This is a genomic window from Hylemonella gracilis str. Niagara R, from assembly GCF_000600295.1.
GTDB lineage: Bacteria > Pseudomonadota > Gammaproteobacteria > Burkholderiales > Burkholderiaceae_C > Hylemonella > Hylemonella gracilis_A.
Genome location: NZ_JEMG01000001.1, coordinates 929,687 through 951,529, shown reverse-complemented (window position 1 = coordinate 951,529; position 21,843 = coordinate 929,687). Strand labels below are relative to the sequence as shown.

Below are 21,843 nucleotides of genomic sequence, written 5' to 3'. Positions count from 1 at the left end.
GCAAACGCGACGCCTGCCGGCCCCTGTGATCCGCATCCGAGCCAGCCCCACGCCCGCCACCATGCTTGCCTACCTGCTCAGACGCATCGTCTACACCCTGCCCATCATGCTGGGCGTGGCCCTGGTCTGCTTCACCTTGGTGCACCTGGCGCCTGGGGACCCTCTGGTCTCCATCCTGCCGCCCGACGCCTCGGCCGAGTTGCAGGCCCAGCTGCGTGAGCTCTATGGCTTCAACCGCTCCCTGCCAGAACAGTTCGGGCTGTGGATCTGGCGTGCCCTGCAGGGCGATCTGGGCACGTCCATCGCCACCAGCCGCCCGGTGATCGACGAGGTGCTGCGTGCGGTGACCAACACCCTGAGGCTGGCCGTGGTGGCCACGCTGATCGGTTTCCTGCTGGGCAGCCTGTTCGGTTTCGTCGCTGGTTATTTCCGCAACTCCCTGCTCGACCGCGCCGCCTCGCTGCTGTCGGTGCTGGGCGTGAGCGTGCCCCATTACTGGCTGGGCATGGTGATGGTGATCGTGTTTTCCAGCCTGCTGATGTGGCTGCCGGCCACGGGTGCGGGCCCCGGCGGTTCCGATGAATGGGCCTGGAACTGGGAGCACATCCAGTTCATGCTGCTGCCGGCGCTGACCATGTCGGTCATCCCCATGGGCATCATCGCGCGCACGGTGCGGGCGTTGGTGGCCGAGTTGCTGGAGCAGGAATTCATCGTCGGCCTGCGCGCCAAGGGCCTGACCCAGTTCGGCATCTTCCGCCATGTGGTCAAGAACGCGGCCCCCACCGCGCTGGCGGTGATGGGCTTGCAACTGGGTTATCTGCTGGGCGGCTCCATCCTGATCGAAACCGTCTTCTCCTGGCCGGGCACGGGTTTCCTGCTCAACTCGGCGATCTTCCAGCGCGATCTGCCTCTGCTGCAAGGCACCATACTCGTGCTGGCCTTGTTCTTTGTCATTCTCAACCTGCTGGTGGACCTGCTGCAAACGCTGCTGGATCCCCGCATCGCACGCTGATGAACGCACAAAGCTCCACCCTGGCCACGGCCGCCGTCCAAGCCTTGCCCGCCACCCGCTCGCCCGGCTACTGGACTTCGGTCGTGCGGCGCTTCCGGCGCGACCCGGTCGCCATCGGCGCGGCCATCGTCGTGCTGCTGCTGGTCCTGATGGCCCTCTTCGGCCCCTGGATCGCGCCGGCCGATCCTTACGCGGCCTCCATGCTCAAGCGTCTGCGACCCGTGGGCAGCGAAGGCTTTCCGTTGGGCAGCGACGAACTGGGCCGTGACCTGCTGTCGCGCCTGATCGTGGGCACCCGGCTGTCGCTGTTCATGGGCATCACGCCGGTGATCTGCGCCTTCGTGATCGGTGCCTCCCTGGGCATCGTCGCGGGGTACGCGGGCGGTTTGACCAACACCGCCATCATGCGCACGGTGGACGTGTTCTACGCCTTTCCATCGGTGCTGCTGGCCATCGCGCTGTCAGGCGCCTTGGGCGCGGGCATCCTGAATTCCCTGATTTCCCTGACCATCGTCTTCATCCCGCAGATCACACGGGTGGCCGAGGCGGTGACCACCCAGGTGCGTGGGCGCGACTACGTGGAAGCCGCGCGGGCCTCGGGCGCGAACGCTTTCACCATCGTGCGGGTGCATGTGCTGGGCAATGTGCTCGGCCCCATCTTCGTCTACGCCACCAGCCTGGTGGCGGTGTCGATGATCCTGGCCTCGGGCCTGTCCTTCCTGGGCCTGGGCGTCAAGCCACCGGAGCCCGAATGGGGCCTGATGCTCAACACCTTGCGCACGGCCATCTACACCCAGCCGCTGGTGGCGGCGCTGCCGGGCGTGATGATCTTCATCACCTCGATCTCCTTCAACCTGCTGTCCGACGGTCTGCGTTCGGCCATGGACAACAAGGGGTGACACCGTGACCGAGTTGCTGACTCCCCTGGCCGACGTAGGCGGACCCGCGCAACCGCTGCTCACCATCCGCGGTCTGCAGAAACACTTTCCACTCAAGAAAGGACCTCTGGGCGGGGGTGGGGGCGTGGTGCGCGCCGTCGATGGTGTCGACTTCGACGTCCTCAAGGGCGAGACCCTGGGCGTGGTCGGCGAGTCGGGCTGCGGCAAGTCCACCACGGCACGGCTGTTGATGCAACTGATCGCGCCCACCGCCGGCGAGGTGGTGTTCGACGGCCGCGTGGTCGGCACACGTGACCTGCCGCTGAAGGAATTCCGCCGCCAGGTGCAGATGGTGTTCCAGGACAGTTACGCCTCGCTCAACCCGCGCCTGACCATCGAGGACTCGATTGCCTTCGGCCCCCAGGTGCATGGCCTGGACGCCCGGCAGTCCGTGGCGCGTGCGCGCGACCTGCTGGCGCGGGTGGGTCTGGAGCCCGGCCGTTTCGCCGAGCGTTACCCGCATGAACTCTCGGGCGGTCAGCGCCAGCGGGTCAACATCGCCCGTGCGCTGGCGCTGCAGCCGCGCATGGTCATCCTCGACGAAGCCGTGTCGGCGTTGGACAAGTCGGTGGAAGCTCAGGTGATCAACCTGCTGCTGGACCTCAAGGCCGAGTTCGGCCTGACCTACGTCTTCATCAGCCATGACCTGCATGTGGTGCGTTACATCAGCGACCGCGTCATGGTGATGTACCTCGGCCAGGTGGCCGAGATCGGCGCGGCCGACCAGCTCTATGAGCAACCGGCCCACCCTTACACCCGGGCGCTGCTCTCGTCCATGCCCTCCATGGACCCCGACCACCGCACCGATTCGGCCCCGCTGGCCGGCGATCCACCCAACCCCATCAACCCGCCTTCGGGCTGCCGTTTCCACCCGCGTTGCCCGCAGGCCGCACCGGTGTGTGCCGAGCGCGTGCCGCGGCTTGGAGCCATCACGCCCCAGCAGCGCGTCAGTTGCCTGATCCACGAGGCCGGCAGCGGCCACCCCCTCGCCTTGACGCAAGCGGCCTGAGCACCATGACCCACACCGCCTCCACCGACGAGCCGCTGGTCCGCTTGCGTGACCTGAGCGTGACCTTCACCGGCGGCCGCAAGCCCGTGCGTGCCGTCAGCGGCGTCAGCCTGGAGGTGCGGCGCGGCGAGGTGGTCGCACTGATCGGTGAATCCGGCTCGGGCAAGAGCGTGACCCTGCGCACCCTGCTGCGCCTGCACCCCGAGCGCCGCACCCTCCTGGCCGGCGAAGTGCGCGTGGCGGGACGCGAAGTACTGTCCCTGTCCGGGCGGGCACTGGCCGCCTACCGGGGCAAGGTGGTCTCCATGATCTTCCAGGAGCCGCTGCTGGCGCTGGATCCGGTGTATTCGGTGGGCGCGCAGATCATCGAGTCGATCCGCCGCCACGAAGGTGTGGACGCTGCGGTCGCCCGCCAGCGTGCACTGGCGCTGTTCGAGCGCGTGCGCATCCCCAGCCCTCAACGGCGCCTGGCGGCCTACCCCCATGAGATGTCTGGTGGCATGCGCCAACGCGCCATGATCGCCCTGGCCATGGCCTGCGAACCGCAACTGCTGCTGGCCGACGAGCCCACGACGGCCCTGGATGCCACGGTGCAGATCCAGATTCTGCTGTTGCTGCGCGAACTGCAACGCGAACTGGGTTTGTCCATCATCTTCGTCACGCACGACATCGGCGCCGCCGTCGAAGTGGCCGACCGCATCGCCGTGATGTACGCGGGCCGTATCGTCGAGGAAGGCACGGCCAAGGAACTGATCCGCACGCCGCGCCACCCCTACACACGCGCCCTCTTACAGGGTCGTGCCCATGGTGCGATGCAAAAAGGCGTGGCCCTGCAGACCATTCCCGGCGCGCCGCCGGACCTGAGCGCGCTGCCGACGGGCTGTGCTTTCGCGCCGCGCTGCCCGCACGCGAACGATGCCTGCCGCACGCAGCAGCCCGAGGCCGAGGAACTGAGCCCCGGCCACCGTGTGCGCTGCCTGCGCCTGCACGAGATTTCCTGACCGTTTTTCCGACCGCCCCGGCCATGCCCCTGAACGACCCGTCTCACGCTTTTGTCCCCTACCCCGACGTCCCCGTCGCCCACGCATCCACCGGCCCACTGACCGGCCTGTCTTTTGCCGTCAAGGACTTGTTCGATGTGACCGGTTACCCCACGGGCGGTGGCAACCCCATTGTGCTGGCGCTGTCGGGCATCAAGACCCGGACTGCCCCCACGGTGCAGAAGCTGCTGGACGCGGGGGCGCGTTTCGTGGGCAAGACCGTCACCGACGAACTGGCGTTCTCGATGAACGGCAACAACGCGCATTTCGGCGCGCCGATCAACGGCGCGGCGCCAGATCGCATCACCGGCGGTTCGTCGTCCGGCTCGGCCTCGGCGGTTTCGTCCCGGTCGTGTGACTTCGCGCTGGGCACTGACACCGGTGGCTCGGTGCGCGCGCCAGCCAACCATTGCGGCCTGTACGGCATCCGACCCACGCATGGCCGCGTCAGCCTGGCGGGCGCGCTGGACCTGGCGCCCAGCCAGGACACCTGCGGCTGGTTCGCGCGCGACGCACAGACATTTGCACGCGTGGCCGACGTGCTGCTGGGAGCCGATCCGCAAGCGCTGCCCGCCCAGGTCCGCTTGCTGCGGCCCACCGATGTCTGGGATCTGTTGTCAAAGGAAGTCACCGCCGCGTTGAGCCCCGCCGTGCAACGCGTGGAACAACTGCTGGGCGGGAGTGATGCCGTCAACGCCGCGCTGGACAGCTTCGACACCATGTACTGGAGCTTCCGCTACATCCAGGGCCGCGAAGCCTGGACGACCGACGGTTCCTTGATCGAACGCCACGCGCCGCCCCTGGGCCCGGGTGTGGCGGAACGTTTCGCCTGGTCACGCCAGGTGACGGACGAACAGGTGCAGACCGCCACCACCTTCCGCGCGCGTTTTCGGCAGCACCTGACGCAGCTGCTGGGCACGGATGGTGTGCTGCTGATGCCCACCATGCCCGACATCGCACCGCTGCGCAGCACTGCCGAATCCGCGCTGGAGGATTACCGCAACCGCGCCATCCAGATGCTGTGCATCGCTGGGCTCGCTGGTTTCCCGCAACTGTCGATGCCGCTGGCGCAACGTGAAGGCGCGCCGCTGGGCCTGTCCTTGTTGGGCCCCGCGGGCAGTGACCGTTCACTGATCGCGTTGGCTGAAGGCATCGCCGCAGCCGCTTGATTGAGGTTGAGGACGTGGGCCGCCCGCGCAGCCCATTCAACTCTACGCCAGTGCCAGCACCATGGGCTGCGGCAGATCCACTTCGTCACAATCGACGGCGCTTGCAGCGCGCTCGATCACCACGAAATCCCCCGCGTCCACCGCCAGCAAGGCGTGATGCCAGACACCAGGCGCGAGCACGATGCCCTGCTGACCATCCGTGATGAAGGCAGACAGGTCTTGCGCGCGCGGGGCGGCCCCTGCGGGCGCGACGACGATGACAAAGCGCCGCAGCCCCAACGGGATGAAGGCCTGGCTGCCCAAGGCGTGACGCTCCAACACCGTGAGCGTTTGCGGAAACGCGCGGGCATGGGCACGGAACAGGGCCAGTGCCGCGCGCCCGTCGTGGGCATGCAGGGAGAGTTCACCCAGATCCCAGCGTTGCGCGCTGCCGGCGTTGATGACCCGGCCCGGGCCGCCCGGGTGCTGGATCACCAGCCCGAAAGGCGCGAAGGCCGACGCCGACAGCGGCGCGGGACGCAGCAGGACCGGGTTCACGCGAGGGCGCGCCGGAACTCAGTGCGCCAGGATCTTGTTGAGGAAGTCCTTGGTGCGCGGCTGGCGCGCCTCGAGGTTGCCGAAGAACTCATCCTTGGAGCAGTCCTCCAGGATGCGGCCGCCGACATCGATGAAGATCACGCGGCTGGCGACCTTGCGGGCAAAGCCCATCTCGTGCGTGACCACCATCATGGTCATGCCTTCCTTGGCGAGGTTGACCATCACGTCCAGCACCTCGCCCACCATTTCGGGGTCCAGGGCCGAGGTCGGTTCGTCGAACAGCATCACGATCGGGTCCATGGACAGCGCGCGCGCGATCGCCACGCGCTGTTGCTGGCCGCCCGACAGCTGGCCAGGGAACTTGTCCTTGTGCGCCATCAGGCCCACGCGATCCAGCATCTTCAGGCCACGGGCCTTGGCCTCGTCCACGCTGCGGCCCAGGACCTTCACCTGGGCGATGGTCAGGTTCTCCGTCACGGACAGGTGCGGGAACAGCTCGAAGTGCTGGAACACCATGCCCACGCGACTGCGCAGCTTGGGCAGGTTGGTCTTGGGATCGTGCAGCGGCACGCCGTCGACGAAGATCTCGCCCTGCTGGAAGGGCTCCAGCGCGTTCACGGTCTTGATCAGGGTGGACTTGCCCGAGCCCGAGGGACCACACACCACGACCACGTCACCCTTGTTGATGCTGACCGAGCAGTGGTTGAGCACCTGCACCGGGCCGTACCACTTGGACACTTCCTTGATTTCGATCATGGGCTGGGACATGGATGAAAAACTCCGACGAAACAGTATTTGGCTTTAGCGAATGATGGCGATCTTCTGCTGCAGGCGCTTGACGCCGTTGGACAGGGTGTAGCAGATCACGAAATAGAGCACGGCGGCCAGGATGTAGGCCTCGCGCGGGTGGCTCAGGTTGTTGCCCGCCACGGTGAAGCCGTGCAGCAGGTCATGGGCTGTGATGATGTAGACCAGGGAGGTGTCCTGGAACAAGATGATGGTCTGCGTCATCAGCACCGGCAGCATGTTGCGGAAGGCCTGCGGCAGGATGACCAGCTTCATGTTCTGCCCATAACTCATCCCCAGCGCGTAACCGGCGTACACCTGGCCACGGGGAATGGACTGGATGCCGGCACGCATGATTTCACTGAAATAGGCCGCCTCGAAAGCGATGAAGGTGATCACCGCCGAGCCCTCGGCGCCAATGGGACGGCCGATGATCAGGGGCACCAGCAGGAAGAACCAGAGCAGCACCATCAACAGCGGGATGGAGCGCATGCCATTGACGTAGATGGCGGCGATCGACGCCAGAATCTTGAAGCCCGAGAGGCGCATCAGCGCCAGCAGCGTGCCGAAGAAGATGCCGCCCAGCGTCGCGACCACAGTCAGCCCCAGGCTGAACCACAAGCCGCCCAGGATGTAGGAACGGAAAACGTCCCAGGTGAAGAAGGAGAAATCGAGGGCCATCATGTCAGTGTCCTCCGCCGGTCGAGGCCACGAAACCCGGCACGCGCACGCGCTTCTCGACCATGGCCATCAAGCGGTTGATGGTGAAGGCGGAGATGATGTAGAGCGCGGTGACGGCCAGGTAGATCTCGACGCCGCGCGAGGTTTCCTCCGCCACCTGCTGGGCAAAGAAGGTCAGCTCGGTGATGGAGACGGCGAAGGCCACGGAAGAATTCTTGAAGATGTTCATGCCTTCGCTGGTCAGCGGCGGCACGATGATGCGAAATGCCATGGGCAGCAGCACATAGCGGTAGGTCTGCCAGGTCGAGAAGCCCAGCGCCATGCCCGCGTATCGCTGGCCGCGCGGCAGGGCCTGGATGCCCGCGCGCACCTGTTCGGCGATGCGCGCCGAGGTGAAGAAGCCCAGGCCCATCACCACCAGCAAGAGCTTGGGCGTGTCGGCGAACAAGGGAAACACTACCGGCACCACGTGGTACCAGAGGATGACCTGCACCAGCAGGGGGATGTTGCGAAAGAACTCCACCCAGAGATTGGCCCAACGCGCGATGCGCGATTTGCCACGCGGGGTATCGGGCAGGGTGCGCGCCACGCCGATGACCGTGCCGATCAGCAAGGCGACGATGAGCGACAGCACGGCGACCAGCACGGTCTGCCCCCAAGCCTCCAGCAGCCAACCCAGGTAGGTCTGGTTGCGGCCAAAACCAAGGCAGGTGGCCTGCACCTGCTGGTCGATGGTGTCAGCACAGAAGATGGACCAGTCCAGCGCCATGTACGTTACTCTCGCTCGGGTTTTTAACTGCTCTTGTGAAAACGCCCGCCGGGCGAATCGCCGGGACTCGCATCACGGCCATTCCTGCGGCGGGCGTGGTCAGGCGCTTCTTACTTGTTGAATTCCTCGGCCGGCGCGTCGGACGGATTCTTCAGCAGGTCCTTCAGCACGGAACCCATGGCCAGGTTCACGCTGGTGTTCTTGGGCGGGATCGGGGCCAGGAACCACTTGGTGTAGAGCTTGTTCAGTTCGCCGGACTTGATGGCAGCGCGGATGTAGTCGTCCACGGCCTTCTTGAAGGCCGGGTCGTCCTTGCGGACCATGATGGCGATGGGTTCGATGTTCAGCGTCTCGCCAACGATGGTGAAGTCCTTCGGGCTCTTGGAACCGGCGATCAGGCCGGCCAGGATGTTGTCATCCATCACGAAGGCATCGGCGCGGCCGGATTCGAGCAGCAGGAAGCTGTCGGCGTGGTCCTTGCCGTAGACCTCGTTGAACTTCACGTCGGCGCCACGCTTGTGCTTGCGCAGCAGGGCCACGGAAGTGGTGCCGGTGGTCGTGGCCACGGTCTTGCCTTCGAGGTCAGCGATGGACTTGATCTTGGACGTGGTCTTGACGGCCGTGCGCACTTCGGTCACGTAGGTCGTCAGCGCGAAGCTCACGTCCTTCTGGCGGGTGGCGTTGTTGGTGGTGGAGCCGCACTCGATGTCCACGGTGCCGTTTTGCACCAGGGGGATGCGGTTGGCGGACGTGACGGGCGTGTACTCGACCGTCGCGCCGGGGGCGATGGACTTCAGAATGTTCTGGCAGAGCTCGACGTGGTAGCCGGTGTACTTGCCGTCGCCCAGGGTGTAGGACAGGGGTGCGGACGATTCGCGCACGCCCATCACCACCTTGCCGGAGGACTTGATCTTGGCAAGGGTGTCATTGGCCTGGGCTTGCACGCCTGCCGCCAGGGTCGTCAGCGCCACGGCAAAGGCGGAAACCAGCAAATGCTTTTTCATGGGAGGAGCTCCTTCTGTGTGTTCCGGAAAAATCCGGGATGGAAAAATTGAGACGGCGAAGTATCCAGCAAAAAGACGAGCAAAAACCGTACCCGGGTCTCCTTTACGGGAAAACCGGGAGCGGATTATGGCCCCAGTCCATGACCTCTGGACCGCGCGCGGCTCAGGCCCCGTTCGAAACGCTTTGTTGCAAGGCCCACATGCGCGCATAGACCCCTTTCTTTTCCAGCAGGGCCACGTGCGCGCCCCGTTCGACGATGCGCCCCTGCTCCAGCACCAGGATTTCGTGCGCATCCACCACAGTGGACAGCCGGTGCGCGATGACCAGGGTGGTCTTGCCCCGCGCCGCGCTTTGCATCTCGGCCTGGATGGCGCGTTCGTTGGCGCTGTCCAGGGCGGAAGTCGCTTCATCGAAGATCAGGATGGGCGGATTCTTCAACAAGGTGCGCGCGATCGCCACGCGCTGCTTCTCGCCCCCCGAGAGCTTGAGCCCGCGTTCGCCCACCATGGTGTCGTAGCCCAGGGGCTGCGCGCTGACGAAGTCATGGATGTGAGCGGCCTTGGCCGCGGCCTCGATCTCCTCGCGGCTCGCGCCGGCCTGGCCGGGACGGGCCGGGTCGGTCGTGCGGCCGTAGCCGATGTTGTAGGCGATGGTGTCATTGAACAGCACCGTGTCCTGCGGCACGATGCCAATGGCCCGACGCAAGCTGGCCTGGGTCACCTGGCGGATGTCCTGCCCCTCGATGCGGATGCTGCCGCCCGTGATGTCGTAGAAGCGGTAGAGCAGACGCGCCAGCGTGGACTTGCCCGCGCCCGAAGGCCCGACCACGGCCACCGTCTTGCCGGCCGGGATCTCGAAACTCAGGTCGTGCAGGATGGGGCGGGCCGGGTCATAGGCGAAACTGACATGATCGAACCAGACGGAAGGCGGGCCCGCTTCCGGCAGCGCCAGTTCCACCGCGCCGGGTGCATCCGCCACCTCGCGCTCGCGTTCCAACAAGGTGAACATTTTGTCGATGTCCGCCAGGCTCTGCTTGATCTCGCGGTACAGCACGCCCAGGAAGTTCAGCGGGATGTAGAGCTGGATCATCAGGGCATTGACCATCACCAGATCACCCAGGGTCATGCGGCCCTCGGCCACCCCCGACGCCGCGCGCCAGAGCATGGCCACCAGGCCCGTGGCGATGATGAGCTGCTGCCCGGTATTGAGCAGGCTCAGGGTCATCTGGCTCTTGATGGCGGCGCGCCGGTACTGCTCCAGATGCTCGTCGTAACGACGCGCCTCGAAGGCCTCGTTGTTGAAGTACTTGACCGTCTCGTAGTTGAGCAGGGAGTCGATGGCGCGGCCGTGCGCGTTGCTGTCCATCTCGTTCATGCGGCGGCGGTACTGCGTGCGCCACTCGGTCACCGAGACCGTGAACACGATGTAGGCGATCAACGCCGCCAGGGTGATCCAGACGAACATCGGATCGAACTTGAGCGCGAGCAGGCCCAGCACCAGCGCGAACTCGATCAGGGTCGGCAGGATGCTGTAGAGCGAATAGGAAATCAAGGTGTGCACGGCGCGCGTGCCACGCTCGATGTCGCGTGTCATGCCGCCTGTCTGCCGCTCCAGGTGGAAACGCAGCGACAGTGCATGCAGGTGCCCGAAGACCTGCAGGGACAGCTTGCGCGCGGCGCCCTCGGTCGCCTTGGCGAAGATCAGCTCGCGCAGTTCGGTGAACAGCGAGGTCATGAAGCGCAGCGCGCCGTAAGCCAGCAGCAGGGCCGCCGGCACGATCACCGCCGCGGCCACCACGCCACTCATGCCCGTGACCCCGCTCATGCGGTCCACCAGCTCCTTGAGCAGCACCGGCACGCCCACGTTGGCCAGCTTGGCGCAGACCATGAAACCCAAGGCCGCCAGCACGCGCCATTTGTAGTGCCAAAGGTAGGGGAACAGTTTGCCCAGGGTGGCCCAGTCGGAGCGTTGCGCGCCCGCCTGCGTGGGCCCGGCGGAAGCAGCAGCATTCAGGAGCGCGCCAGCACGGCGCGCGGGGGAGTCAGCGTGGCTGCGCATGGGAAGGAGGGGAAAGGGAGTGAGACAATTCGGAAAATCCGCCTTGCGCGGACCGGTTTTCAGGAATTGTCCTCCATGTCCTTTGTCCCCGCTGCCCTCCCCGCCAATCTCGGCCCTGCCACCCCGCCTTCTGACGAAGAATTGGTGCTCAAGGTCATCCCCATGCCGGCGGACTGCAACGCCAACGGCGACATCTTCGGCGGCTGGGTCATGGCCCAGGTGGATTTGGCAGGATCCGTCATCCCTGCGCGTTACGCGGGCGGCCGCATGGCCACCGTGGCCGTCAACGAATTCCTGTTCAAGCAGCCCGTGCGCGTGGGCGATCTGCTGAGCTTTTATTCCAAGCTCGTGCGTATCGGCCGGACTTCCATGACAGTCAAGGTCGAGGTCTTTGCCGAGCGCATGAAGTCCCAAGGCCAGTTCGTCAAGGTCACCGAAGCCACGCTGACCTATGTCTGCATCGACGAACAAGGCCGGCCGCGCGAAGTGCCGCACCGGCCCCCGCTGACGGCCTGAGGGCGGCCAGCTTCAGAGCCGACCGCTCAGTCGGTAAGCCGCCAGCCCCAACAATTCGTGCAGCGCCATCTGCCATTTGGCGGCGCCCTGGGACAAGGAATACTGGTGCCATGGCGTGGCCACACCGGTGCGATAGTCCGTGGGCCAGGGCGTCACGTTCCAGCCAGCTTGCTTGAAGGTACCCAGGGCACGCGGCATGTGCCAGGCCGAGGTGATGAGCAACCAGGGACGTGTCCGATCCACGCCGGGCAAGGCGGCGCTCAACAGGGCATTTTCATAGGTGTTGCGCGAGCGGGTTTCCAGCAGCAGCCGTCCCGGCGGCACGCCCTGCTCGGCATAAAAGCGGCGCGCACGCTCGGCTTCGCTCGGGCCATCGGCCAGCAGTTCACCTTCACCGCCCACGTAGAGCAGCACCAGTTGGGGCGCGCGCCGCAGCAGGGGTAAGGCCGCCGTCAGGCGCTCGGCCGCGTTGTTGAGCGCGGGCTGCGCGTGCCCCTCCCAGACGTAACTGGATTCGGTGCTACCGCCCAGCACGATCACACCGACGTACTGCGACAGATCGATCTGCGCAGGCGCGGGGTGTTGCGCTTCGAGTCGGCGCAGCACGGCATCGGGCCAGGGCTCCCAACCCTGCAAGAGCAGTACGCACAGCGCGGCCCAGAGCAGGCCCAGGCCCGCGCGACGCCAACGGTGCTGCAGCAAGAGCCCGAGGAGGAGCAAAGCCACGACCCAGGCCAGAGGCTGGGTGAGGACGTTAAGGAGCTTGGAAAGAACGAACATGGGCCATTGTGGCGACCCTGCAGGCAGTCGACTTCAGACTTTGCTGAAGTCGGGTTTGCGTTTGGCCATGAAGGCGCCGAAGGCTTCCTGCGCGGCGGGTTCACGCAGCATGCGGCCGAAGCTGGCGCCCTCCTCGTTCATGCGCGCGTTCACCTCCACGTCCAGGCCGCGTTTCATCAGGCGCTTGGTCTCAACCAAGGCACTCAGGGGCTTGGCCGCGAGCTTGCGGGCCTGGGCCTGGGCGTAGGCATGGGTTTCGGTCGGCGCGAGCACGCGGTTGACGAGGCCGACTTCCAGCGCGGCTTCGGCCATGAAGGGTTCGCCCAGCAGCAGGGCCTCGGCCGCGCGGTGGTAACCGAACATGCGCGGCACCAGCAGGCTGGAGGCAAACTCCGGGCACAGACCCAGGTTGACGAAGGGCATGGAAAACGCCGCGTTGTCGCCCGCGAACACCAGATCACAGTGGAACAGCAGGGTGGTGCCGATGCCCACCGCCGGGCCGTTGACGGCGGCAAGCGCAGGCTTCGGGAAGCCGGCCAAGGCCCGCATGAAACGCCAGACCGGCGCATTGGGATCAGCCGGGGGCGCGTTCAGGAAATCACCGATGTCGTTGCCGGCCGAGAACACCGTCTCGCTGCCCTGGAACACCAGCACGCGCACGCTGGCATCGGCCGCCGCGGCTTCCATCGCGTCGGCGAGTTGCGCGTACATGGCGGAGGTGATGGAATTCTTGCGCTCGGGGCGGTTGAAGCTCAATGTGGTGATGCCGGCTTCGGTATGCACGAGGATGTCGCTCATGGGAAGTCTCCTGGATTAGGCTTTGTAGTAGACGATCTGATGGCTGGTGGCGAGCAGCACGCCCGCCTCGTTCCAGAGCTGCGCGGACTGGTCGAAGAAACCGTTGCGAAATTCCTGCGCGCTGGCCTGGCCCAGCAGCCAGCCCACGCCCGTGGCCTTCAGCTCCTGGGCGCTGGCGTGGAAATAGGTCGTGATCGACACCGTGCCGGCAGGTGTGTAGGTCGCGCGCCGGAGCCAGACGCGCGGAAAGAACACGTCCGAGCAGGCCAGCAACGAGCAGAAGTCCAGCGGGCGGGGTGGCTGGTCGCGGATCCAGAGCCGCGTGGTGCTGTCCGCACCCAGGCGATCGTCCCAGGTGTCGGGCACGGAACCGCTGACCGGACGCATCTCGTACTGCCCCAGCCAGGCCATGGCCCGCTCGAAACCCCGCGTCGGCAACTCGGCGGGCGCGGGCACCTGGGGCATGGGCCGGTCGCTCATGCTCCAGGTCTCGCGCCGCACCGCCGTCACGGCCGTGGCCGTGGTGACGATCTGGGCTTGGCCTTCTTCGTCGTTCTGCACGATGGCCGCCGTCCAATGCTGGGTCGAACGGTTGGTGCGCGCTGGCAGCACCTGCACCTCGAACGGTCCCTGCGTCAGCGCGGCCGCGTAGTTGACCGTGATGGACAGGGGTGCGCCCAGCAGGTCGGGATGGCGCAGGATGGCGGCCAGCACCACGGCCGCCGTGCAACCGCCAAACGGGCCGACCATGTTCCAGTAGTCGTCACTGGTGTGCCCGGCGAATCGCGCGGGGCGACGGTCCTGCCCGATCGGGTTCAGTCGCAGCGCGGCGTCGAAAGCATGCATGGTGGCCATACCGCTCAGAAACGGGAATCGCGGGCGTAATGCTCGTCCGCGAAGGATTGCAACACCCGCGCGCTGCGCGGCCAGAGTGCCTTGCGCATGCTGTCGCGGAAAAAACCGAAATGACCGATGCGGGGCAGATCGACCTCGGCAGGCCGGATGATTTCCAGCGCCTGAGGCGCGGAGGCATAGAGGCCGAGCAGACTGCGTGTGCCCTCCAGGGTCATCATCTCGTCGTCGCTGAAGGACCAGGCTCGGATAGGGTACGGTGCGTTGGCGTAGAGTCGCTCCACCTCTGGCCCCTCGGCGACCATGTAACGCGGATGCAGGCACCAGCGTCGCCACTGGCGGATCACCCCCGCCGGCAGGTCGCCCACCATGCCAAGCCGGCGACCTGGAAAATAGCCGCACAGCAGCGTCGCCAACGGCGCCATGAAATACCAGAAGAACAACACACGCCGCCGCAACGGGGCTGCGTTCTCGCGCCAGTAGCCACTGCCGGCTGCCAGGCTGAACAGCCCGTCCACGCGCTCGGGACGTTCGAACAGTCCGGGCAGTTGCGCGCCCAGGCTGTGGCCCAGCAGGTAAAGCGCAAGCTGGGGACGTTCATTCCAGGCGTTCTTCACGACGGCTTCGTAGTCGCGCGCCCAATCGAACAGATCGGCCTTGAAGCCGCGCAGCCGACCACCCGGCACTTGCGCCAGGGAGTCCCCATGCCCGCGGTAATCGAAGGTCCAGACCCTGTAGCCTTCCTGCGCCAGCCAGGTGGCATAAGCCGCGTAATAACTCTGCGGCACGCCCATCGCGCCGCCGATGACCACCGTGGCCCGTGCTTCGCCCGCAGGCTCGAAGAGGCGCACGGCCAGCACGGCGTTGTCGACGGAGAGGGTTCTGGTTTGCATGGCGAAGCTCCCTGGGGACCTGGCGGGCCGCTAGGGCCGGACCGCAGGCTTTCAGACGCGCTCGAAGATGCCGGCCGCGCCCTGGCCCATGCCGACGCACATCGTGACCATGCCGTACTTCAGGTTCTTGCGACGCAGCGCATGCACGACCGTGGCCGAGCGGATGGCGCCGGTCGCGCCCAGGGGGTGGCCGAGCGCGATCGCGCCGCCCATGGGGTTGACCTTGGCGGGGTTCAGGCCCAGGGTACGGATGACGGCCAGGGATTGCGCGGCGAAGGCCTCGTTCAGTTCGATCCAGTCCATGTCCTCGTGCTTCAGGCCGGCGTAACGCAGCGCGGCGGGAATCGCCTCGATGGGCCCGATGCCCATGATGTGCGAGGGCACGCCCTTGGACGCGAAACTCACGAAGCGCGCCAGCGGTTGCAGGTTGAAGCGCTTGACGGCGGATTCACTGGCCAGGATCAGGGCGCCCGCGCCGTCACTGGTCTGCGAGCTGTTGCCCGCCGTGACCGAGCCGCGTGCGGCGAAAACCGGCTTGAGCTTGGCCAGTGCCTCGACAGTGGTGTCGGGGCGCGCGCCCTCGTCCAGGTTCACACTGCGCTTCTTGATCGACACCTCGGCCGATTCCAGGTTCACCGAGCGGTCCGCCACTTCGATGGGCGTGATCTCGTTGGCGAAGTCGCCGGCCTTCATCGCGGCGACGGCCTTCATGTGGGACTTGTAAGCGAACTCGTCCTGGTCGTCGCGACTCACCTTCCACTGCGTGGCGACCTTCTCGGCGGTCAGGCCCATGCCATAGGCGATGCCGTAGTCGTCCACGTTGTCGGTGTTTCCGAAGAAGTTGGGCGAGAAGGACGGCACGTTGCCCCCCATGGGCACCATGCTCATGCTCTCCACGCCAGCGGCGATCATCACCTCGGCTTCGCCAACGCGGATGCGGTCGGCCGCCATCTGCACGGCCGACAGGCCTGAAGCGCAGAAACGGTTGACCGTGATGCCGCCCACGCCCACGGGCAGGCCGGCCATGACCGCGGCGATGCGCGCCACGTTCAGGCCCTGCGCCCCTTCGGGAATGGCGCAACCGGCCACCACGTCCTCGATGGTCTTGGGGTCGAGGTTGGGCACCTGGGCCAGCGCGGCCTTGAGCGTGGTCGCCAACAGGTCGTCGGGCCGCATGTTGCGGAAGAAGCCACGGTGCGAACGGCCGATGGGCGTGCGCGTGGCGGCAACGATGTAAGCGTCTTGTACTTGTTTCATGATGCGTCTTTCTTCATCACGTTAAAAGGGTTTTTCGTCATTGAGGAAGCGTGGCGAGCGGCCCTCAGGCAAGGCGAGCGGGGCGCAGGAACCGGAACGTACTTCCTGTACGTGAGGATTCCGAGCACTGCCCAACGCGGCATGAGGAACGCGCAGTAGCTTCATCAATTACGAACCGGCTTGCCGGTGTTGAGCATGCCCAGAATGCGCTCCTGCGTCTTGGGGTGCACGATCAGGGAACAGAAGGCCTTGCGCTCCAGCGCCATCAGGTACTCCTCGCTGACCAGAGTGTTCGCGTCCACATCGCCGCCGCAGACCACTTCGGCGATCAGGCTGGCGATATGGAAGTCATGCTGGCTGATGAAACCGCCGTCGCGCATGTTCACGAGCTGGCCCTTGATGGTCGCGATGCCACTGCGGCCCGCCACCGGGAACAGACGCTTGAGCGGCGCGCGCCAGCCACCTTGGTACATGGCCTTGGCTTCGTTGAGCGCGACGTAGAGCAACTCATCCTTGTTCGGGACGATCACGTCGCTGTCGAGCAGGTAGCCCAGCTTGCGCGATTCCAGCGCGCTGGTGCCCACCTTGGCCATGGCGGCGGCGGTGAAGCCCTCGGTCAGGAAAGGCAGCAGTTCCTTGTTGGTGGAGTAAGCCGCGTTCTCGGCCGCGCGGCGCGCGATGTAGGTCAGGCCGCCCGCACCCGGCACCAGGCCCACGCCCACTTCCACCAGTCCGATGTAGCTTTCCATGGCGACCACGCGGCGCTGCGAGTAAACCGCCAGTTCGCAGCCGCCGCCGAGCGCCATGCCGCGGATCGCTGAGACCACCGGCACGCCCGCGTAACGCAGGCGCAGCATCATGGTCTGCATCTCCTGCTCGGCGCCTTCGATCGCGCCCACGCCGGCCACCATGAAGGCGGGCAGCGTAGCCTGCAGGTCCGCGCCCACGCTGAAGGGTTCGTCACCCGACCAGATCACCAGGCCCTGGTAACTCTGCTCGGCCAGGTCCACCGCGCGCATCAGGCCCTCGACCACGCCGGGACCGATCGCGTGCATCTTGCTCTTGATGCTGGCGATCAGCACGCTGCCGGTCACGCTGGCACGGTTGTCGTCCAGCGTCCAGATGCGAATGGCCTCGTCCTCGTGCAGGGTGATGCCCGCGGTCTTGTATTTCGGGGAACCGTCACCCAGCAGGCTTTCGCGGAAGTACTGCAGTTCATAGACGGGCAGACGGCGGCGCGGCTGGAACTTGCCGGTCGTGGGGTTGTAGGAGCCTTGCGGCGTGTGCACGCCACCGGCTTTCACCACTGCGTCGCTGAACACCCACTTGGGCAGCGGTTCCTTGCTGAGCGCCTTGCCCGCGTCGATGTCGGCCTGCACCATCTTGGCGACTTCCAGCCAACCGGCTTCCTGCCACAGCTCGAAGGGGCCTTGTTTCATGCCGAAGCCCCAGCGCATGGCCAGATCCACGTCGGCCGCGGTCTCGGCGATGGTCGCAAGGTGCACGGCCGCGTAATGGAAGCTGTTGCGCAGGATGGCCCAGAGGAACTGGCCCTGCTTGCCTTCGGCGTTGCGCAGCAGCTTGAGGCGCTCGCCCGCGGGCTTCTTGAGCATGCGCTCGTAGACCGCGTCGGCCTTTTCGCCGCCCGGCACGTAGTCCTTGCCCTCGAGGTCGAAGCGCAGGATGTCGCGCCCCACCTTTTTGTAGAAGCCCGCCTTGCTCTTCTGGCCCAGATTGCCCATCTCGATCAGGGTCTTGAGCACGGCCGGCGTGCCGAAGCTGCCGTAGAAGGAGTCGCTCTTCTCGTCCAGGTTGTCCTGCAGCGTCTTGATCACATGGGCCATGGTGTCCAAGCCCACCACGTCGGCGGTACGGAAGGTGCCGCTGGAGGCGCGCCCCAGCTTCTTGCCCGTGAGGTCATCCACCACGTCGTAGCTCAGGCCGTAGTTCTCCACCTCCTTCATCGTGGCCAGCATGCCCGCGATGCCCACGCGGTTGGCGATGAAGTTGGGTGTGTCCTTGGCGCGCACCACGCCCTTGCCCAGGCTGCTGGTGACAAAGGTTTCGAGCTGGTCGAGGATCTCGGGCCGGGTGGTCGGCGTCGCGATCAACTCCACCAGGTACATGTAGCGCGGCGGGTTGAAGAAGTGGATGCCGCAAAAGCGTGGCTTGATCTCGGCCGGCAAGGCTTCGGACAGCTTGGTGATCGACAGGCCCGAGGTGTTGGACGCGACGATGGCGTGCTTGGCCACGTGCGGCGCGATCTTCTTGTACAGATCGAGCTTCCAGTCCATGCGCTCGGCGATGGCCTCGATGATGAGGTCGCATTCACCGAGCAAGCCCAGGTTTTCTTCGTAGTTGGCGGCCTGGATCAGCGCCGCGTCGTCGGCCACGCCCAGCGGCGAGGGCTTGAGTTTCTTGAGGTTGTCGATGGCCTTCTGGACGATGCCGTTCTTGGGACCTTCCTTGGAGGGAAGGTCGAACAGCACGACCGGCACCTTGACGTTGACCAGATGGGCCGCGATCTGCGCGCCCATCACGCCCGCGCCGAGCACGGCGACCTTGCGGACTTGAAATCGGGACATGGTGATGTTCCTTGTTGTGTTGGTTTACTGAACCCGGTTCCAGACCTGGGTTCGGTAGAAGGGACCGAGGTAGCCACGCACCTGCAGCTTGGCCCCGCCCTCGATGGGCGTGAGCTTGAGCTTGTAAGTCTTGCCTTTTTCCGGGTCGAGGATCTCGCCGCCTTCCCAGATGGTCTCGCCCTTGGCCTGTTTGGCACCGCGGATGATTTCAAGGCCGACCATGGGCTGGCCCTTGCGGTCGTCCTCGCATTTCAGGCAAGACGCCTTGGGGTCCGCGCCCTTGCGCAGCAACTGCTCGATGCGGCCCGCCAGCACGCCACCGGCCTCGGTGATGGCGATCAGGCTCTTGACCTCGCCGGTTTCGTCATCGATGGTGTGCCACTTGCCCACGGGGGTGTTCTGGGCCGAGGCCGCCGCGGCGGCCAGCCCCAAGCTCAGAGTCAGCAAAAGCTTGCAATAGCTGCGCATCTCGGTCTCCTTCTTCTTGGACGTCGTGATCAGGCCAGGGCCAGGTGGGTGTCCATCAGGGACTTGGAGCCCGCGCGGGCCGTGCGCATCAGCGTCGCCGTCTCGGGGAAGAGCTTGGCGAAGTAGAAGCGCGCGGTCTGCAGCTTGGCCTGGTAGAAGGGATCGGTGTCACCGGCGGCGATTTTCTTGAGCGCGACGGAGGCCATGCGTGCGAAGAAGTAGCCGAACACCAGGTGGCCCGCGACGCGCAGGTAATCCACGGCGGCGGCACCCACTTCGTCAGGGTTCTGCATGCCCTTGAAGCCGATTTCCATGGTGAACTTGGTCATCTGCTCGGCCAGCACGCCCAAGGGGCTGATGAACTCGCTCATCTTCTCGTTCACGCCCTCTTCCTCGATCAGCGCGCCGACGAGCTTGCCGAACTTCTTGAGCGTCGCGCCGTTGTTGCCCAGGATCTTGCGGCCCAGCAGGTCCAGGGACTGCACAGTGTTCGTGCCTTCGTAGATCATGTTGATGCGGGCATCGCGCACGAACTGCTCCATGCCCCATTCCTTGATGTAGCCGTGGCCGCCAAAGACCTGCTGGCACATCACGGTGGCCTGGAAGCCGTTGTCCGTCAGGAAGGCCTTGATGATGGGCGTGAGCAGGGCCAGCAGTTCGTCGCTGTCCTGGCGCACCTTTTCGTCGGGGTGGTAGAGGTGCTGGTCCAGCAGCAGCGCGCAGTAGCAAGCCAGGGCACGGCCGCCTTCGGCGTAGGCCTTGGCGGTCAGCAGCATCTTGCGCACGTCCGGGTGCACGATGATGGGATCGGCTTCCTTGTCCTTGGCCTTGGTGCCGGACAGGCTGCGCATCTGCAGGCGGTCCTTGGCGTAGGCCAGGGCGTTCTGGTAGGCCACCTCGGTCAGTCCCAGCGACTGGTTGCCCACGCCCAGGCGGGCGGCGTTCATCATCACGAACATGGCCTGCAGGCCCTTGTGCGGCTGGCCCACCAGGGTGCCCACCGCGTTGTCCAGGATCATCTGGCAGGTGGCATTGCCGTGGATGCCCATCTTGTGCTCCAGACCACCGCAGTAGATGCCGTTGTGCTCGCCCAGGGAACCGTCGGCCTTGAGCTTGTACTTGCTGACCGCGAACAGGCTGATGCCCTTGCTGCCCTTGGGCGCGTCGGGCAGGCGGGCCAGCACCAGGTGAATGATGTTCTCGGTGAAGTCGTTGTCACCCGAGCTGATGAAGATCTTGGTGCCGTTGATCTTGTAGGTGCCGTCGGCCTGGGGTTCGGCCTTGGTGCGCAGCAGGCCCAGGTCGGTGCCGCAATGCGGTTCGGTCAGGCACATGGTGCCCAGCCATTCGCCGCTGACCAGCTTGGGCAGCAGTTGCTTCTTCTGCTCGTCGGTGCCGTGGGCCTGCAGGCACTCGTAGGCACCGTGCGACAGGCCGGGGTACATGGTCCAGGCCTGGTTGGCCGAGTTCATCATCTCGTACATGCACTGGTTGATCACGAAGGGCAGGCCCTGGCCACCGTACTCGGGATCGCAGGACAGAGCGGCCCAGCCGCCTTCAACGTACTGCGCATAGGCTTCCTTGAAGCCCTTGGGCGTGGTGACCTCGCGCGTCTGCGGGTTCAGCGTGCAGCCTTCCTGGTCGCCGCTGATGTTGAGCGGGAACAGCACTTCGGCGGCGAACTTGCCGCCCTCTTCGAGCACGGCATTGATGGTGTCGGTGTCCGTGTCGGCGTGGCGCGGGATCTGCTTGAGCGCATCGCTCACGTTCAGCATCTCGTGCATCACGAACTGCATGTCACGCAGGGGCGGGTTGTAGCTGGGCATGGTGTACTCCTTGTGTGTTCGAAGGTTGGATTAAAGAACCGGTATGTGTAAGCCTGATGGAAGCACCGCTGTATCTTGTGATGTGCGGCAGGCTCACGGACCGCCGGACGAATATCGCGCCAGGATCTGCTCGAACGCCCTTTGTGCGCGCTCGATGGACCCCGGCGTCTGAAGAAAACGCGCCTCATAGTGAACGGACAAAATCAAACCGTGGATCTCGAAGCAAATCTGCCGCTCATCCGCGTCGGCCACCAGCTGACCCTCTTCCTTGGCGAGGGTCGCGGCGCGCTCCACCGCCGCCAGCCAGACCCGCACCGACGTGGCCAGGGCGTCGCGCACGGGGCCGGGCCGGTCGTCGAAGTCGATCGCGCCGCTGATGAAAATGCAGCCCGACTGGATTTCCTCCGTCACCCGCTTCATCCAGTTCTCGAACAGCGCGCGCAAGCGCGGCAGGCCACGCGCTTCCTTGATCGCCGGATAGAACACCTCCTGCTCGAAGCGCTGGAAGTATTCATGAATGACGGAAATCTGCAACTCCTCGCGTGAACCGAAATGCGCGAACACGCCGGACTTGCTCATGCCGGTGGATTCGGCCAAGGCGCCGATGGACAATCCTTCCAGCCCCGCCTGGGCCGCCAAGCTCAGCGCGGCATCGAGGATGACCAGCCGGGTCTGCTGCCCCTTGTGCAGGACACGGCTCGGCACCGCATCAGGGGCGGCACTGCGGCGGCGGACGGTCTTGCGGCCGGAATCGGCGACTTGAGGCATGGAGAAAAATAAAACGAACGATCGTTCTATTTTGCCTCAAAAATTGTCCCCGTCAATCTTGCGCCCATCCGACCGGGCCTCGGTCGGGCGCGCGCC

General features: G+C 65.5%; 21 protein-coding genes. 6 read left to right on the top strand and 15 right to left on the bottom strand.

Annotated elements, in window-relative coordinates:
* Positions 1–61: 61 nt before the first annotated feature.
* The 5 genes from AZ34_RS04330 to AZ34_RS04310 are packed head-to-tail and all read left to right on the top strand — an operon-like array spanning position 62 to position 5,168.
* Complete coding sequence (locus AZ34_RS04330) at positions 62–1,012, top strand: ABC transporter permease (protein ID WP_035610883.1); 951 nt, start codon at positions 62–64, stop codon at positions 1,010–1,012.
* On the top strand, positions 1,012–1,911 hold the full coding sequence (locus AZ34_RS04325; protein ID WP_035605187.1) for an ABC transporter permease: 900 nt from the start codon (positions 1,012–1,014) through the stop codon (positions 1,909–1,911). The genes AZ34_RS04330 and AZ34_RS04325 overlap by 1 nt, the downstream gene beginning before the upstream one ends.
* Before the next feature lie 4 nt (positions 1,912–1,915).
* The gene (locus AZ34_RS04320) at positions 1,916–2,959 is read left to right on the top strand and encodes an ABC transporter ATP-binding protein (RefSeq protein ID WP_419670196.1); all 1,044 of its coding nucleotides are present in this window, start codon (positions 1,916–1,918) and stop codon (positions 2,957–2,959) included.
* Positions 2,960–2,964: 5 nt separating this feature from the next.
* The gene (locus tag AZ34_RS04315; RefSeq protein WP_035605184.1) at positions 2,965–3,960 is read left to right on the top strand and encodes an ABC transporter ATP-binding protein; all 996 of its coding nucleotides are present in this window, start codon (positions 2,965–2,967) and stop codon (positions 3,958–3,960) included.
* A gap of 23 nt (positions 3,961–3,983) precedes the next feature.
* Entirely contained in the window at positions 3,984–5,168 is a 1,185-nt protein-coding gene (locus AZ34_RS04310) for an amidase (protein WP_035605181.1), read from the top strand.
* Positions 5,169–5,210: 42 nt separating this feature from the next.
* Here the strand turns inward: AZ34_RS04310 and AZ34_RS04305 are convergent, their stop codons facing one another.
* The 6 genes from AZ34_RS04305 to AZ34_RS04280 form a co-directional block, all read right to left on the bottom strand.
* A complete protein-coding gene (locus tag AZ34_RS04305; protein WP_035605178.1) occupies positions 5,211–5,705 on the bottom strand; it encodes an ureidoglycolate lyase in 495 nt (164 codons plus the stop codon).
* Between the two features lie 18 nt (positions 5,706–5,723).
* Positions 5,724–6,461 (bottom strand): amino acid ABC transporter ATP-binding protein, encoded by a 738-nt coding sequence (locus tag AZ34_RS04300; RefSeq protein ID WP_035610879.1) that lies wholly within the window; start codon positions 6,459–6,461, stop codon positions 5,724–5,726.
* Positions 6,462–6,506: 45 nt separating this feature from the next.
* Positions 6,507–7,172 (bottom strand): amino acid ABC transporter permease, encoded by a 666-nt coding sequence (locus AZ34_RS04295; protein ID WP_035610877.1) that lies wholly within the window; start codon positions 7,170–7,172, stop codon positions 6,507–6,509.
* A gap of 4 nt (positions 7,173–7,176) precedes the next feature.
* A complete protein-coding gene (locus AZ34_RS04290; protein WP_035605175.1) occupies positions 7,177–7,941 on the bottom strand; it encodes an amino acid ABC transporter permease in 765 nt (254 codons plus the stop codon).
* Between the two features lie 110 nt (positions 7,942–8,051).
* Entirely contained in the window at positions 8,052–8,945 is an 894-nt protein-coding gene (locus tag AZ34_RS04285; protein WP_035605173.1) for an amino acid ABC transporter substrate-binding protein, read from the bottom strand.
* A gap of 163 nt (positions 8,946–9,108) precedes the next feature.
* The gene (locus AZ34_RS04280) at positions 9,109–11,004 is read right to left on the bottom strand and encodes an ABCB family ABC transporter ATP-binding protein/permease (RefSeq protein ID WP_035605170.1); all 1,896 of its coding nucleotides are present in this window, start codon (positions 11,002–11,004) and stop codon (positions 9,109–9,111) included.
* Between the two features lie 75 nt (positions 11,005–11,079).
* Between AZ34_RS04280 and AZ34_RS04275 the strand changes: the two genes are divergently transcribed.
* Positions 11,080–11,520 carry an acyl-CoA thioesterase gene (locus tag AZ34_RS04275; RefSeq protein ID WP_155831720.1) on the top strand — a complete coding sequence of 147 codons (441 nt, stop codon included), beginning with the start codon at positions 11,080–11,082 and terminating at the stop codon, positions 11,518–11,520.
* A 12-nt stretch (positions 11,521–11,532) separates the two neighbouring features.
* Here the strand turns inward: AZ34_RS04275 and AZ34_RS04270 are convergent, their stop codons facing one another.
* From AZ34_RS04270 to AZ34_RS04230, 9 genes are all read right to left on the bottom strand, one after another.
* Positions 11,533–12,300, bottom strand: a complete 768-nt coding sequence (locus AZ34_RS04270) for a YdcF family protein (protein WP_035605162.1) — start codon at positions 12,298–12,300, stop codon at positions 11,533–11,535.
* A gap of 33 nt (positions 12,301–12,333) precedes the next feature.
* The gene (locus AZ34_RS04265; RefSeq protein WP_035605160.1) at positions 12,334–13,098 is read right to left on the bottom strand and encodes an enoyl-CoA hydratase; all 765 of its coding nucleotides are present in this window, start codon (positions 13,096–13,098) and stop codon (positions 12,334–12,336) included.
* Between the two features lie 15 nt (positions 13,099–13,113).
* Positions 13,114–13,944, bottom strand: coding sequence for an acyl-CoA thioesterase (locus AZ34_RS04260; protein ID WP_419670195.1), 831 nt, complete (start codon positions 13,942–13,944; stop codon positions 13,114–13,116).
* A gap of 14 nt (positions 13,945–13,958) precedes the next feature.
* Positions 13,959–14,843 carry an alpha/beta fold hydrolase gene (locus AZ34_RS04255; protein ID WP_035605154.1) on the bottom strand — a complete coding sequence of 295 codons (885 nt, stop codon included), beginning with the start codon at positions 14,841–14,843 and terminating at the stop codon, positions 13,959–13,961.
* A 51-nt stretch (positions 14,844–14,894) separates the two neighbouring features.
* Positions 14,895–16,100, bottom strand: a complete 1,206-nt coding sequence (locus AZ34_RS04250) for an acetyl-CoA C-acyltransferase (RefSeq protein WP_035605151.1) — start codon at positions 16,098–16,100, stop codon at positions 14,895–14,897.
* A gap of 164 nt (positions 16,101–16,264) precedes the next feature.
* The gene (locus tag AZ34_RS04245; protein WP_035605148.1) at positions 16,265–18,685 is read right to left on the bottom strand and encodes a 3-hydroxyacyl-CoA dehydrogenase/enoyl-CoA hydratase family protein; all 2,421 of its coding nucleotides are present in this window, start codon (positions 18,683–18,685) and stop codon (positions 16,265–16,267) included.
* Between the two features lie 24 nt (positions 18,686–18,709).
* Positions 18,710–19,153 carry a DUF2147 domain-containing protein gene (locus AZ34_RS04240; protein WP_035605146.1) on the bottom strand — a complete coding sequence of 148 codons (444 nt, stop codon included), beginning with the start codon at positions 19,151–19,153 and terminating at the stop codon, positions 18,710–18,712.
* Between the two features lie 29 nt (positions 19,154–19,182).
* A complete protein-coding gene (locus AZ34_RS04235) occupies positions 19,183–20,979 on the bottom strand; it encodes an acyl-CoA dehydrogenase C-terminal domain-containing protein (protein WP_035605144.1) in 1,797 nt (598 codons plus the stop codon).
* 93 nt (positions 20,980–21,072) lie between these two features.
* A complete protein-coding gene (locus AZ34_RS04230; protein ID WP_051509525.1) occupies positions 21,073–21,747 on the bottom strand; it encodes a TetR/AcrR family transcriptional regulator in 675 nt (224 codons plus the stop codon).
* Positions 21,748–21,843 lie beyond the last annotated feature (96 nt).